This is a genomic window from Paenarthrobacter sp. FR1 (assembly GCF_051106045.1).
Classification (GTDB): domain Bacteria; phylum Actinomycetota; class Actinomycetes; order Actinomycetales; family Micrococcaceae; genus Arthrobacter; species Arthrobacter nitroguajacolicus_A.
This window is the reverse complement of the sequence record NZ_JBPFSF010000006.1, coordinates 121,084-135,133: the sequence shown is the minus strand read 5'-3', so window position 1 is coordinate 135,133 and position 14,050 is coordinate 121,084. Positions and strand designations below refer to the sequence as shown.

Genomic DNA, 14,050 nt, shown 5'->3' with positions numbered 1-14,050 from the left:
TCCTAGTTCACGTTGTCCGGGTGGGACCCGGTTCGATGGTGTCGTTCGAGTCCTGCCATGCCGTCCATGTCAGAGGCGTCCAGGTCAAAATCGAAGACGGCAAAGTTCTCTTTGATCCGTCCCGCCGAACTCGCTTTGGGGATGACAAGGTTTCCCAACTGGAGGTGCCAGCGAAGAATGACCTGCGCGGGAGTCCTGCCATGCTTCTCGGCGAGGGCAACGATGGCGGGGTCGGCCAGGACGTGCCCGCGGCCGAGGGGGCTCCATGCCTCAGTGGCTATGCCCAACTGTCCGTGCAATGTTCGAAGCCTGGTTTGCTGCAGCCACGGGTGCAGCTCGATCTGGTTTACCGCAGGGACAACTTCGGCCTTCTGCATCAGCTCCTCAAGGTGTCCGGGTTGGAAATTGGAAACCCCAATAGCCCGCACTTTGCCTTCACGGTAGAGCGTCTCCATGGCCTTGTACGTTTCGGCAAACAGGCCCCGGCCGGCGCAGGGCCAGTGAATGAGATAGAGATCCACGTAGTCGAGTCCAAGATTCGAGATGGAGGTATCGAATGCCCGAAGGGTGGAATCGTAGCCATGGTCGTCGTTCCAAACCTTGGTAGTGACAAAAAGGTCCTCACGCGAAAGGGTGTGCACGGATTCCCCGGAACCACCTGTGTCACGGTTGGCTTGCGCGGCATCGCCCACGGCACCACCGAGGGCACGCCCAACGCCCACTTCGTTGCCGTACATCGCTGCTGTGTCGAAGCGTCGGTAGCCTTCGCCCAGGGCTGTGGCGACTAATGCTTCGGCGTCCTTGGGCGGCACCTTATAGAGTCCGTATCCCAAACGATCCATGTGGACGCCGTTGTTCAATGTCAGCCGGGCTGGGAATCTCATAGCAACGACTCTACCCATTCCCTGCACGAATGCTTCAGGAGTGGCCATTGAAACTGACCAGGCGTCGTGCCGAGGCTTCGTCCAAAATGAGGTCCGTGGCCAGTCCGGCAGCCAGGGCTCCCTGGAGTCCGTTGATCTTGGAGGCACCGGACACCACGCAGATCCGTCGCCTGACCTGCCGCAGTTGTTCATGGCTGGGGCCAGTGGATCGTTCGTTGAGGGTGATGCCGTCCGAGGACCCATCGCTCCGGAAGAAGACGGTGGCGACGTCGCCCACCACGTCGTCGGCAGCCAACACAGTGAGGTCGTGTTCATCGAGGTAACCGCCGGCATAAACGTGGCTGGGGTAGTCCGAATCGACCGATCCCACCCCGAAGATGGCGATGCTCATGCGGTCCTGCAGGTCAAGGATGCGTTGAACGCTGCGCTCATTCCACATCGCCGTTTTGGTGGCGGCGTGGTCAAAAAAGGCCGGAACCGGGAATTGCTCCACCCGTGCTCCGTAGGCGCTGCCGAAACGGCGCATGATGTCGCTGGCATAGGTAATGCCGGTGGTTTGCATGTTTCCGGCGCCGTTGAGTTGAACCACGATGCTGTCGTGGGTCACCTTACGGGTGAGGTGTCGGCTGACAGCGCTGAGCGTGGCGCCCCACGCGACGCCGATGATGGCATTCGAGTCCACCAGCGGCCCAATAGTTCGCGCTGCCTGCATGGCCACGCGGTCCAGCGTCTCCGCTTCGTTGAGTGTGTCCAAGACCGGCACCACGTGGACATCGACGCCGTACTGGGTTCGAATCTGGCTCTCCAGCTCAGGGCCGGTATCGAACGGGCTGCGTATCTGGACCTGCACCAGGCCTGTTTCCCGGGCTGACGACAGGAGCCGGGACACTGTGGATCGCGACGTTCGCAGCTCCCGGGCAATAGCATCCATGGTCAAGTCCTGCAGGTAATACATCTGTGCAGCCCGGAGCGCATCCGAGTGACGTGATCGTCCCATCTCATTTCCTTACTGCACGTTTGTGCAAATAGCTTGACTCCATTTTCCACCTTCGCAAGATTAGTGGTGAACGGTGCAGCAGCGAGTGGCGCGGCGCACGAACCAAGCCCAAGGGAGCAGTTTTGGGACACAACAGGATTTCCGGTACCTCACAGCACGCACAGCAGCGCGACTCCGTCGTTGCGCTGCAGGAGCGGCCCTCGGCGAAGGTGCTCATCATCGGCGGTGGAATCAATGGTGTGGGAACGTTCCGCGACCTGGCTCTCCAGGGCGTCGACGTTGCGCTTGTCGAACGCGGTGACTACTGCCAGGGTGCCAGCGGTGCCTCGTCCCACATGATCCACGGCGGCATCCGCTACCTCGAAAACGGCGAGTTCCGCCTGGTCCAGGAATCCGTGGTTGAGCGTAACCGGCTCCTGCGCATCGCTCCGCACTACGTCAAGCCGCTACAGACCACCATCCCGATCTTCAGCACGTTCTCCGGCATCCTCTCGGCGCCCATGCGCTTCCTCACCCACAAACAGGGCAAGCCCAAGGAACGCGGCGCGTTCCTCATCAAGGTCGGCCTGAGCATGTACGACTTCTTCTCCCGTGACGGCGGCAGCGTCCCGCGCCACCAGTTCCGTGGGCGGACCAAGGCCTTGGCCGAGCTTCCCAAACTGCACTCCGGAATCAAGTACGCCGCAACCTACTTCGATGCTTCCGTTCACAACCCGGAACGCCTGACCCTCGACGTGCTGCAGGATGGTGAGAAGGCGGGCCGTGGCGGCGGCCTCCCGGGAGGAAGTGCCCGTGCCAGCAACTACGTTTCGCTCGTCTCCATGGGTTCGGACGGAGTCCTGCTGCGCGATGAACTGACCGGCAAGGAATTCGAGTTCCAGGCCGACGTTATTGTCAACACCACCGGCGCCTGGGTGGACCTCACCAACCAGGCCATGGGCGCCGTCAGCAAGTTCATGGGCGGTACCAAGGGATCGCACATCGTCCTGGACCACCCTGAGCTTCTGGCCGCGTGCAACGGCCGGGAAATCTTCTTCGAGCACACCGATGGCCGTATCGTCCTGATTTACCCCATGGGCGACCGTGTACTGGTCGGCACCACGGACGTGGACGCGGACATGTCGGAAGATGCCGTGTGCACGGACGAAGAAATCGACTACTTCTTTGACCTGGTGGGCCACGTGTTCCCCACCATCAAGGTGGAGCGCGAACAAATCGTCTACAGCTTCGCCGGTGTCCGTCCCCTGCCGCGTCACGACGAAACGCAGCCAGGCTTCGTCTCACGGGACTACCGGATTGAACGCAGCGTCCGCACCGGCAGCGATGCCGTCGCAACGCCAGGCGGCAAGGCCGCCGTCGTCCTCAGCTTGGTGGGCGGCAAGTGGACCACCTTCCGCGCCCTGGCCGAACACATGACCAACGACGTCCTCCGCGAACTGGGCATGGAACGCAAAGTCTCGACGGCGAAACTCGCCATTGGCGGGGGTGCCGGTTTCCCTTCCACCGAACAGGGCGAACAGGAATGGATCAAGAAGCACATGGGACCCGGACTTGACGCCGACCGCGTAGCCGTCCTGCTGACCCGGTACGGAACACGCGCAGACGCCGTCATCGATTATCTCAAGGCCGGACACGACGCGCCGCTGCGTTCCACCCGCGAACTGAGTGTCCGGGAGTTGGCATTCATGGCCGAGCACGAGCAGATCGGGCACCTGGTGGATGTCCTCATCCGCAGGACGTCACTCGCGTTCCGCGGCCTGGTTACCGGTGAGCTGCTGAACGAGATCGCCGCTGCCTTGGCCGAACCCCTCGGTTGGGATGCTGCTGCCCGTGAAGCAGAAATCCGCCACGCCCAGGAAGTACTGCAGCGGTTCCACAAGGTTGACGTGCACAGTCTCGTAGCCTGACACCAAGCAGCGGAAAACAGCTTGACCGTCCCAGCGTGCGGTAGGGACGGAATGGGGTAGGTGGGCCCGCCAGGGGACCACCACACCGGGACGGTTTCGGAGACAACGGAACCGTCCCAACGGCCTCTTCACCCGCGAGGGGGCTGACAACAGAAAAATGAGGAGTCAAAGATGTCTCTTGGAATTGTTTTCCTTTCCGAAGTATTCGGAACCATGATGCTGACCCTGCTGGGTTGTGGCGTCGTGGCAAACGTTGCGCTCAAAGGCACCAAGGGCAACAACGGTGGATTCTTGATGGTGACGTGGGGCTGGGGTATTGCGGTCTTCGCGGGCGTTTTCGTGGCCGCAAAGTCCGGTGCGCACCTGAACCCGGCTGTCACCCTGGGCCTGCTGGTCAACGGAAAAGGTGAGTACGCCCCGGACGTGGCCGTTACTTTCGGCTCGACGTTGACCTACTTCGGTGGCGAACTCCTGGGTGCCTTCCTCGGCGCCGTTGTCTGCTGGCTCGCTTACAAGCAGCACTTCGATGAAGAGCCCCTGGCAGCCAACAAGCTGGGTACCTTCTCCACCGGACCGGCTATCCGCTCCACCCCGTGGAACCTGATCACCGAAATCATTGGCACGTTCGTCCTGGTCTTCGTCATCCTGACCTTCGGCGGCACTCCCTCCGGCCTCGGCCCGCTTGCGGTTGCCCTGCTGGTTGTCGGTATTGGCGTATCGCTCGGTGGTCCCACCGGTTACGCCATCAACCCTGCCCGTGACCTCGGCCCGCGTATTGCACACGCTGTCCTGCCCATCAAGGGCAAGGGCGCCAGCGACTGGGCCTACTCCTGGATCCCTGTCGTGGGACCGCTCGTTGGCGGCGCCCTCGCAGGCCTCGTGGCCATCTGGGTCCCGGACATCATGCCTGCACTGGCCGGCTAATCCCGTACGTACCCACCCGCACACCGTCAACACCATTGAGTAGCTAACAACAGACAAGGACGTCACCATGAATCAATACGTCATCGCCATCGATCAGGGCACCACCAGCTCCCGTGCCATCGTGTTCGACCACTCGGGCAACATTGTGTCCACGGGCCAGATGGAACACGAGCAGATCTTCCCGCAGGCAGGATGGGTGGAGCACAACCCCGCCGAAATCTGGAACAACACCCGGGAGGTCATCGGCTCGGCCCTGTCGAAGGCGAACCTGACACGGCACGACATCGCCGCCGTCGGTATCACCAACCAGCGTGAAACGGCTGTTGTCTGGGACAAGAACACCGGCGAGGCCGTTTACAACGCCATCGTTTGGCAGGACACCCGCACCCAGTCGATCGTTGACGAGCTGGCGCAGGACGGGGGACCAGAGCGCTTCAAGCAGAAGGTGGGCCTTCCGCTGGCCACCTACTTCTCCGGCACCAAGATCAAGTGGATCCTGGACAACGTGGAAGGCGCCCGCGAACGTGCTGAGGCCGGCGACCTCCTGTTCGGCAACACCGACGCCTGGGTCCTGTGGAACCTGACCGGCGGCGTGGATGGCGGCGTGCACGTCACGGATGTCACCAATGCTTCCCGGACCCTGTTCATGGACCTCGAGACCCTGCAGTGGGACCAGGAAATCCTGGACATCTTCGGAGTTCCGGCGTCCATGATGCCCACCATCAAGTCCTCCTCCGAGGTCTACGGCCAGGTCCACACCTCGCAGCTGCTGCGCGAGACCCCCGTGGCAGGCATCCTCGGCGACCAGCAGGCGGCAACCTTCGGCCAGGCCGCATTCCAAGCCGGTGAAGCCAAGAACACCTATGGCACGGGTTGCTTCCTGATCTTCAACACGGGCGAGGAAATTGTCCACTCCAAGAACGGCCTCCTCACCACGCTGGGATACAAACTGGGCGACGCCAGGCCGCACTACGCCCTTGAAGGGTCCATTGCCGTCACCGGTTCACTGATCCAGTGGCTTCGCGACAACCTCGGAATGATCAGTTCCGCACCGGAGGTCGAGGAACTGGCCGCTGCGGTGAAGGACAACGGTGGCGTGTATATCGTCCCCGCCTTCTCCGGTCTCTTCGCACCCTACTGGCGGGCAGACGCACGCGGCGCCATCGTGGGCCTTACCCGGTTCGCCAATAAGGGCCACATCGCCCGCGCTGCTTTGGAGGCCACGGCCTTCCAAACCCGCGAGGTACTCGACGCCGTCAATGCTGACTCGGGCGTTCCGCTCACCGAGCTGAAGGTCGACGGCGGGATGGTCGCCAATGAGGCACTCATGCAGTTCCAGGCAGACATCCTTGGCGTACCAGTAGTCCGTCCGAAGGTCGTCGAAACCACGGCCCTCGGTGCTGCCTATGCCGCTGGCCTGGCGGTCGGCTTCTGGAAGGACCTGGGCGAACTCAGCGCCAACTGGGGCGAGGATAAGCGCTGGGAGCCGCAGTTGCCGGCAGAGGAGCAGGAGCGTCAGCTGCGGCTCTGGAAGAAGGCAGTCACCAAGTCCATGGACTGGGTCGACGAGGACGTTAAGTAGCCTTCCCTCGGCAGAGGTTCCGGGGACTCCCGCCCGCCCGCTTCGCGGTGCCCACCACACCATGGCGCGGAGTCCCCGGAACCTCTTTCGGCGTACGGACGTCTTGCACCCAGCCCGCCGGTTTGGTGGGGTAAGGTATTGGTATGCGTGCGATCCTTCTGCTTAGCTAGCCGCCCGGCTTTCAACAGCCGTGCGGCCGCCCCTCCGTTGTCGAGGGGCTTTTGTGTGTCCGGGGGTATCCGGGACGCCTGCAGGAGGCAAAACCGCCATCGAAGAACAGAAGAGGGCAGCAGTGAGCGTTAAGCCGGAGACAGAGACCGGAACAGCACAGACAGCCGCAGCCGAAGCGCCTGAAGAAGGCGTCTACAGCTTCGCTGCGATGGAGGCCAAGTGGCCGCAGGTCTGGGAAGACCTCAAGGTCTTCACGCCTGCCGACGACGGTTCGCGGGAACGCCGCTACGTGCTGGACATGTTCCCTTACCCTTCAGGCGACCTTCACATGGGCCACGCCGAAGCGTTCGCGATGGGCGACGTCGTGGCTCGCTACCTGCGGCAGAAGGGCTTCGACGTCCTTCACCCCATCGGCTGGGACTCCTTCGGCCTGCCCGCCGAGAATGCTGCCATCAAGCGCAACGCCCACCCCAGCGAGTGGACCTACGCGAACATCGACACCCAGGCGGCGTCGTTCAAGCGATACGCAATCTCTGCCGACTGGTCCCGCCGCCTCCACACCTCCGACCCCGAGTACTACCGGTGGACCCAGTGGCTCTTCAAGCGCTTCTACGAGCGTGGCCTGGCCTACCGCAAAGACTCGCCGGTCAACTGGTGCCCGAAGGACCTTACTGTGTTGGCGAACGAGCAGGTTGTTAACGGTGCCTGTGAGCGCTGCGGCACGCCTGTCACCAAGAAGTCCCTGAACCAGTGGTACTTCAAGATCACCGACTACGCCGACCGCCTGCTCGAGGACATGGACCAGCTCCAGGGTCACTGGCCTGAGCGTGTCCTGGCCATGCAGCGCAACTGGATCGGACGTTCGGAAGGCGCCCACGTGCGTTTCGTCATCGAAGCCACGGAAGACCGAGCCGAGCGCGAAGTCACCGTGTTCACCACGCGCCCGGACACACTTTATGGTGCAACGTTCTTTGTTGTTGCAGCTGATGCGCATTTGGCACTGGATCTTGTGGCTCCGGAACAGCACGACGAACTCATGGCCTACCGCGAGAAGGTCAAGGCCCTCTCCGAAATCGAGCGGCAGTCCACCGAACGCGAAAAGACCGGCGTCTTCACCGGTCGCTACGCCATCAACCCGCTGAACGGTGAAAAGCTGCCCGTTTGGGCCGCCGACTACGTGCTGGCTGACTACGGCACGGGCGCGATCATGGCCGTACCCGCGCACGACCAGCGCGACCTCGACTTCGCCAAGGCCTTCAACCTGCCTGTCCGCGCAGTTTTGGAGACCGGCGACGAGGACCCCGCACAGACGGGTGTAGCCACTGCGGGTGAAGGCACCCTCAAGAACTCCGGCGAATTGGACGGCCTGTCCAAATCCGAAGGAATTCCGGCCGCGATCGAGATTCTGGAAAAGCTTGGAACGGGCGAGAAGTTCGTGAACTTCCGGCTGCGTGACTGGCTCCTGAGCCGCCAGCGCTTCTGGGGTACGCCCATCCCCATCATCCACTGCGGTGAATGCGGCGAGGTCCCCGTCCCCGATGACCAGCTGCCCGTCAGGCTGCCCGATAACCTGCGTGGGGAAGCGTTGTCCCCGAAGGGAACCTCCCCGCTGGCCGCCGCCGTCGAGTGGGTCAACGTTGAGTGCCCCAATTGTGGCCGGGCCGCCCAGCGCGACACCGACACCATGGATACCTTCGTGGATTCGTCCTGGTACTTCCTGCGCTTCGTGTCCCCGGACTACACCGAGGGCCCGTTCGATCCCGAAAAGATCAACAACTGGATGCCGGTGGGCCAGTACGTTGGTGGCGTTGAGCACGCCATCCTGCACTTGCTCTACGCGCGCTTCTTCACCAAGGTGATCAAGGACATCGGCCTGATCGAAGCCAACGAACCGTTCTCCGCGCTGCTCAACCAGGGGCAAGTGCTCAACGGCGGCAAAGCCATGAGCAAGTCCCTCGGCAACGGTGTGGACCTGGGCGAGCAGTTGGACAAGTTCGGTGTCGACGCCGTCCGCCTCACCATGGTCTTCGCCTCCCCGCCGGAAGACGACGTCGACTGGGCGGATGTCTCGCCGTCGGGTTCGGCCAAGTTCCTGGCCCGTGCGTGGCGCCTCGGCCAGGACGTCAGCAGCGAACCGGGCGTCGATCCTGCCACCGGCGACCGCGCGCTGCGTACGGTTACCCACAAGACCATTGCCGACGCCGCCGACCTGTTGGACAACAACAAGTTCAACGTTGTGGTGGCCCGCCTCATGGAGCTGGTCAACTCAACCCGCAAGACCATCGATTCGGGTGCTGGAGCCGCAGATCCGGCCGTTCGCGAAGCAGTGGAGGCAGTTGCGGTCATCCTGAGCCTGTTCGCGCCCTACACCGCCGAGGACCTCTGGAACACGTTGGGCCATCCCGCATCAGTGGCAAACGCCGGTTGGCCGAAGCACGACGAAGCACTCCTGGTGCAGGATACCGTCACCGCTGTGGTTCAGGTCCAAGGCAAGGTGCGCGACCGTCTGGAGGTTTCGCCCAACATCGCTGAGGACGAGCTGCGTGAACTCGCCCTGGCCTCCGAAAACGTTCAGCGTGCCCTGGACGGCCGCGGCATCCGTACCGTGATCGTGCGTGCACCTAAACTGGTGAACATCGTTCCTGCCTAGCAGGGACAGCGTGGCCGCCGGCACTGTGCCGGCGGCCAGCCATCATCTTTGGAGGTCGCGTGCCTGAGCGAGAACCACCCGCATGGATATGGCTCAAAGAAAGAGTGGCGCGCCTCCGGCAGCCTACTGCCCCGGTTCCTGTCGCTGACGAGCCGCTGGCCGCCGTCGTCAGAACCGCGGTTGTTACCGATTCGGCGGCCGCTTTACCGGCCGACTGGGTATCGGCTTTCACCGCCGATGGGCGCCTCGCGGTTGTTCCCATGCCAGTCATGGTCGGGAGCGAAATCTACGGCGAGGGCGAAGACGACATCACCCAGACCTTGGCCCTGGCCCTGGCCTCCGGAGCTTCGGTGAAGACGTCCCGGCCTTCGCCCGGGCAGTTCGAACAGGCCTATCTCGCCGCCCAGCGCCACGGTTTTGAGTCCGTGGTCTCCATTCACATTTCGTCCGAGCTCTCGGGAACCGCTGATGCCGCCAGGTTGGCCGCGGCCCGCGTGACGATTCCCGTGGAAGTCGTGGACTCCCGCACGGTCGGCATGGCGCAAGGGATGGGTGTCCAGAGTGCCGTGGTGGCCGCGGCCGATGGCCAGGAGGCGGCAGAGGTCCGAGGCTTCGCCGAGCGGCGCATGGAGCGGACCAAGGTCTACTTCTACGTGCCCAGCCTGGAGCAGCTGCGGCGTGGTGGGCGCATCGGTGCCGCCGCGTCGCTGTTGGGGACAGTCCTTGCCATCAAGCCCATCCTGGCGGTCGACGGCGGCAAGATCGTTCCGCTGGAGAAGGTCCGTTCCGCTGTGCGCGCGGTTGCCCGTCTCGAGGAGATCGTGGCAGCGGATGTGGCCTCCCGCCCAGTTGGCCAGCAACGGTTGGCGGTTCACCATTTTGGCAACCAACTGGAGGCCGAGGCCTTGGCTGCCCGCCTCAACGAAATGTGCCCTGACTGTCCGGCGCCGCAAATCAGTGCGCTTCCGGCCGTCCTGGCGGCACATGCCGGCTTGGGGGTACTCGCTGTCATTGTGGGGGAGAGCAGTACGCCAACAGGCTGACCCGGGGGCCGTCTTATCCACATAGGGCACCGCGCCCGCGACGGGGCCGTGGTGGCAGCCATAGGCTCGTTGCATGCCACGCCTGAGCCGGGATGCGTCCCCAGATGCCGCAGCGGAGGCAGTCCGGCAGCGCTTCGCCGCGCGAATGGCCTTGGACACCCGTGCCTCTCCGCTGTTGGAGTTGCCAGAGGACGCTGCGCCCGGCGCAGTTGGCCACGAAGATCCCGGCGCCAATGATCGCGGTGTCCGGCTCAGGTGGCGAACTCCTTGGCGGGTGGCGGTACTTCTGGCCGTCGTAGCGGGAGGTCTTATTGCGTGGCACTTGTGGCAGTCTTCACTGGGCCAGCCAACGTCAGAGCCGTTGGATTCCCTGACGTCGGTCGGCCCGGGTGTACCGGATCCGTCAGAATCCCCGCAGCCAGGGGGCCCAGAGGGGGAAGGGAAGCTCCTTGTCCACGTGGCTGGGGCCGTGCGGAAGCCGGGCGTCGTTTCCCTGCCGCAGGGCAGTCGCGTCTTTCAAGCAATGGATGCCGCCGGGGGTGCGGCCCCTAACGCTGAACTCGGCGGTCTGAACCTTGCGGAGGTTCTCAGCGACGGGGTCAAAATCGTCGTTCCGGTCGTAGGAGAGGCCCAGCTGTCCAATCCACCCACGCTTTCCGGCGGTGCTGCCGGTGCGGGCAACTCCAGCGGAGGAGCCGCGAAAGTCAACATCAACACTGCCTCATTGGAAGAGTTGGGGACGTTACCCCGGGTGGGACCCGTGACAGCACAGCGAATTCTGGACTGGCGAAAAGAACACGGGCCCTTCGCATCGGTGGATGAATTGGATGCCATAGACGGGATTGGGCCCAAGCTCATGGAGTCCCTGAAAGACCTCGTGACGGTGCAGGGTGGGTGAGTCCCCTGGAGGTTCGGAAATGGCAAAGCGCCTGGACTTGCGGCTCGTTCCTGTTGTCTTGGTGACGTGGTCCGTTGCCTTGGCGGGTGGCTTCATAAGTGGAGCGTGGTCGGCAGCTTTAGCGGTCACGCTGATCGTGATGGGCGTGGCGTTCCTGGTTTTGGGGCGCCGCCGAGGACCGTCCGGAGTGCGGGCCAGGACGATCTTCGCCACCCTCGCTCTTGCCTGCGTCTTGGGAGCCGCTGTGGCGGTGCACTGTGGGATCACCGCTGGCATGCGTGAGAGCGGGCCTCTTGCCCCTGCGATAGAGGACAGGGACGGGGTTGTCATCCACCTCCTCATCACTGGCAGCCCCGCATCGGCCCCTTCGCCGGGCCAATCCGGTGAGAACCGGTGGATGGTGGCTGCACGCCTGATTGATTTCACGTCCAGGGCAAGCGTGGTGCGTGGATCCGCCGACATCATTGTGACGGGTGGTTCCGGCTGGGAGGACGTGCGTGCGGGGCAGAGCGTCAGAACAACCGGAACGCTGAAACCGGTGCGGGAGGGACAATCCGAAGCTGCGCTTCTGAGCGCCTCCTCTGATCCTGTTGTAACGGGCTCCGGGTTCGATGTCCGGCAAACTTCGGCCGACGTGCGGAAGAGATTCGTGTCCGCTGCTGATTGGCTGCCTTCGGACCCAGCCGGGTTGCTTCCGGGAATGGTGACAGGGGACACCAGCTCGCTGCCGGAAAGCCTGGAAACGGCCATGAGGACCACGGGAATGACACACCTGACCGCCGTTTCGGGGGCCAATTGCAGCCTCATCCTGGGTGGCTTTGTACTGTTGGCGCGATCCTTTCGTCTGGTACGTCCGGCCGCCGGGGTCTTCGCTGCCTGCGGTCTGTTGTCCTTCGTCATGATGGTGGGACCGGACCCGAGTGTCCTACGAGCTGCGGTCATGGGGGCTGTGGGCCTGGCTGCTGTGACGGGTGGGCGGCGCGGGCGGTCTTTGACCTTCCTCTGCCTTGCCACGGCGATTCTGCTGCTGCTGGACCCGGGGATGGCGGCCAACGTGGGGTTTGTCCTTTCTGTCCTGGCCACGCTCGGAATTGTGCTGCTTGCCACTCGCATTGCGTCGTGGATCTCTGCTTGGGTGCCCCGATGGTTGGCCGCTGGGGTCGCGGTGCCGTTGTCGGCCCAACTGCTGTGTGGACCGGTGATTGTGGCTCTTCAGCCGCAATTCACGCCATACGCGCTCATCGCCAACGTGGTGGCTGGTCCGTTCGTGGCGCCGGTGACCATCCTTGGGACGATCGCCGTGCCTCTGGCCGCGGCTTCTTCCTGGCTGGCGGCCGCGCCCGTCGCCGTTGCGGGAGCATGTGCAGCGGCGGTTGCCGGCGTGGCCAGGTTGTTCGCTGGCTTGCCGGGTTCGGCGCTGCCATGGGCCGAAGGGCCTGTGGGAATAGTGGCCATGGTGCTCTCATCCTTGGTGACTCTGCTGGCCGTCTGGATGTCGCTGCACCCGGCTGGCGTTGTGCGTTACGTCATGGCACTGCATGGGTCGGTTGTGGGGCTTTTGGAGCGTGGTGCATGGCGCAGGCATGGCAGACTTGAACCCTGCAAAGAAACGTCCGGAAGGAACCAACTGTGGCTGCTGCCCAAAACACCCGGGCCAAGAGCGTCGCGACGAACACCGTCAGCTGGCGGGACGCGGCACCGGCCGCCGTCGTCCTGATCATGGGCCCGGAAGAGTACCTTGGTATCCGCGCCATGGATGGCATCCGCGTCCAGGTGCGGACCAGCACTCCTGATGTCGAGCTGAGCCGGCTTAACGCGGCTGCCTACGAGACCGGATCTCTGGCGATGACCGTCACGCCGTCACTCTTCGGCGAGGGCAAGCTCATTGAGGTCGAAGGCCTTGAGGCCATGAATGATGCCTTCCTGGCCGATGGGTTGGCCTATCTGCAGCATCCGGACCAGGACGTCGTCCTTGTTCTCCGTCACGCCGGGGGAGTTCGTGGCAAGAAGCTGCTCGACGCCGTGAAGTCCGCGGGTTGGCCCGTCATTGATTGCCAGCCGCTGAAGAAAGACTCCGACAAGACTGCCTTTGTGGTCTCAGAGTTCAGGGCGGGAGGGCGTCGCATTGAGGGCGAGGCGGTCCAAGCCTTGGTGAACGCCGTCGGCGCCAACCTCTCGGAACTTGCAGCCGCCTGCAGTCAGCTCATCGCCGACGCCACCACCGCTGTGACGGCAGAGACCGTGGAGCGCTACTACGGTGGCCGGGTCGAAGCCACGGCATTCAAGGTGGCCGATGCTGCCATGGCCGGCAACGGACCGGTGGCACTGTCCACCCTCAGGCATGCCCTCGCCACCGGTGTTGATCCGGTGCCTTTGGTTGCGGCGCTGGCGGCGAAACTCCGGACCCTGGCAAAAGTTGCTGGAGCCAACGGCTCTTCGGCCACCATTGCCAAAAACCTGGGAATGCAGCCTTGGCTCGTGGAGCAGGCCCAGCGTGACGTCCGCCGATGGACTCCTGAGGGGCTTATCCGCTCCATCCAGGTCATCGCTGAAGCGGATGCCCAGGTAAAGGGTGAGTCTCGGGACCCTGTCTACGCCGTGGAGCATGCGGTCACCGTCATTGCAACGTCAGCCAGCCGACGCTGAAGCTCCGGCTTCCGGTTAAACCCAAAGGCCGGCACCCTATGGGTGCCGGCCTTTTGATCAGCTCAGTCGAACTGGAAAAACCTTAGAGTGCGTTGACCTTCTTGGAGATCGCCGACTTGCGGTTTGCAGCGTTGTTCTTGTGAATAACGCCCTTGCTGACAGCCTTGTCCAGCTTGCGGCTGGCAGCAACAAGTGCAGTTCCAGCAGCATCCTTGTCAGCAGACTCAACGGCGGTGTTGACGGCGCGGATGGCCGTCTTCAGCTCGGACTTGACGGCGTTGTTACGCAGGCGAGCCTTCTCGTTGGTGAGGATGCGCTTCTTCTGGGACTTGATATTAGCCACGTATG

11 protein-coding genes are annotated in these 14,050 nt (G+C 63.3%); 8 read left to right on the top strand and 3 right to left on the bottom strand.

The genetic code is table 11. The features are described from left to right. Positions 1-2: 2 nt before the first annotated feature. Positions 3-884, bottom strand: coding sequence for an aldo/keto reductase (locus ACR30Z_RS13435; protein ID WP_434373029.1), 882 nt, complete (start codon positions 882-884; stop codon positions 3-5). Positions 885-918: 34 nt separating this feature from the next. Continuing rightward, positions 919-1,881: a sugar-binding transcriptional regulator gene (locus ACR30Z_RS13430; protein ID WP_144648365.1), complete on the bottom strand. Its 963-nt coding sequence runs from the start codon at positions 1,879-1,881 to the stop codon at positions 919-921. 122 nt (positions 1,882-2,003) lie between these two features. Between ACR30Z_RS13430 and ACR30Z_RS13425 the strand changes: the two genes are divergently transcribed. The 8 genes from ACR30Z_RS13425 (at position 2,004) to holA (ending at position 13,702) form a co-directional block, all read left to right on the top strand. Continuing rightward, positions 2,004-3,788 carry a glycerol-3-phosphate dehydrogenase/oxidase gene (locus ACR30Z_RS13425; RefSeq protein WP_144648364.1) on the top strand — a complete coding sequence of 595 codons (1,785 nt, stop codon included), beginning with the start codon at positions 2,004-2,006 and terminating at the stop codon, positions 3,786-3,788. Between the two features lie 171 nt (positions 3,789-3,959). After that, a complete protein-coding gene (locus tag ACR30Z_RS13420) occupies positions 3,960-4,712 on the top strand; it encodes an MIP/aquaporin family protein (RefSeq protein ID WP_144648363.1) in 753 nt (250 codons plus the stop codon). A 67-nt stretch (positions 4,713-4,779) separates the two neighbouring features. Beyond that, the gene (gene glpK / locus ACR30Z_RS13415; protein WP_434373028.1) at positions 4,780-6,294 is read left to right on the top strand and encodes a glycerol kinase GlpK; all 1,515 of its coding nucleotides are present in this window, start codon (positions 4,780-4,782) and stop codon (positions 6,292-6,294) included. A gap of 292 nt (positions 6,295-6,586) precedes the next feature. Then, a complete protein-coding gene (gene leuS, locus ACR30Z_RS13410; RefSeq protein WP_434373026.1) occupies positions 6,587-9,115 on the top strand; it encodes a leucine--tRNA ligase in 2,529 nt (842 codons plus the stop codon). A 59-nt stretch (positions 9,116-9,174) separates the two neighbouring features. Continuing rightward, positions 9,175-10,158 carry a DegV family protein gene (locus ACR30Z_RS13405; RefSeq protein WP_434373024.1) on the top strand — a complete coding sequence of 328 codons (984 nt, stop codon included), beginning with the start codon at positions 9,175-9,177 and terminating at the stop codon, positions 10,156-10,158. A gap of 73 nt (positions 10,159-10,231) precedes the next feature. Further along, entirely contained in the window at positions 10,232-11,056 is an 825-nt protein-coding gene (locus tag ACR30Z_RS13400) for a helix-hairpin-helix domain-containing protein (RefSeq protein WP_434373022.1), read from the top strand. A 19-nt stretch (positions 11,057-11,075) separates the two neighbouring features. Next, the gene (locus ACR30Z_RS13395) at positions 11,076-12,773 is read left to right on the top strand and encodes a ComEC/Rec2 family competence protein (RefSeq protein WP_434373020.1); all 1,698 of its coding nucleotides are present in this window, start codon (positions 11,076-11,078) and stop codon (positions 12,771-12,773) included. Then, the gene (holA, locus tag ACR30Z_RS13390; protein WP_144648357.1) at positions 12,686-13,702 is read left to right on the top strand and encodes a DNA polymerase III subunit delta; all 1,017 of its coding nucleotides are present in this window, start codon (positions 12,686-12,688) and stop codon (positions 13,700-13,702) included. The genes ACR30Z_RS13395 and holA overlap by 88 nt, the downstream gene beginning before the upstream one ends. Before the next feature lie 82 nt (positions 13,703-13,784). On the opposite strand, the gene rpsT is transcribed toward holA, so the two are convergent. Then, on the bottom strand, positions 13,785-14,045 hold the full coding sequence (gene rpsT / locus ACR30Z_RS13385; protein WP_011774926.1) for a 30S ribosomal protein S20: 261 nt from the start codon (positions 14,043-14,045) through the stop codon (positions 13,785-13,787). Between the last annotated feature and the right edge of the window lie 5 nt (positions 14,046-14,050).

What these genes read in the sequence shown, in the direction of transcription:
- ACR30Z_RS13420 (WP_144648363.1), top strand. Translation starts at nt 3,960, where the DNA reads ATGTCTCTTGGAATTGTTTTCCTTTCCGAAGTATTCGGAACCATGATG.
- ACR30Z_RS13395 (WP_434373020.1), top strand. Translation starts at nt 11,076, where the DNA reads ATGGCAAAGCGCCTGGACTTGCGGCTCGTTCCTGTTGTCTTGGTGACG.
- ACR30Z_RS13400 (WP_434373022.1), top strand. Translation starts at nt 10,232, where the DNA reads ATGCCACGCCTGAGCCGGGATGCGTCCCCAGATGCCGCAGCGGAGGCA.
- ACR30Z_RS13435 (WP_434373029.1), bottom strand. Translation starts at nt 884, where the DNA reads ATGAGATTCCCAGCCCGGCTGACATTGAACAACGGCGTCCACATGGAT.
- ACR30Z_RS13430 (WP_144648365.1), bottom strand. Translation starts at nt 1,881, where the DNA reads ATGGGACGATCACGTCACTCGGATGCGCTCCGGGCTGCACAGATGTAT.
- glpK (WP_434373028.1), top strand. Translation starts at nt 4,780, where the DNA reads ATGAATCAATACGTCATCGCCATCGATCAGGGCACCACCAGCTCCCGT.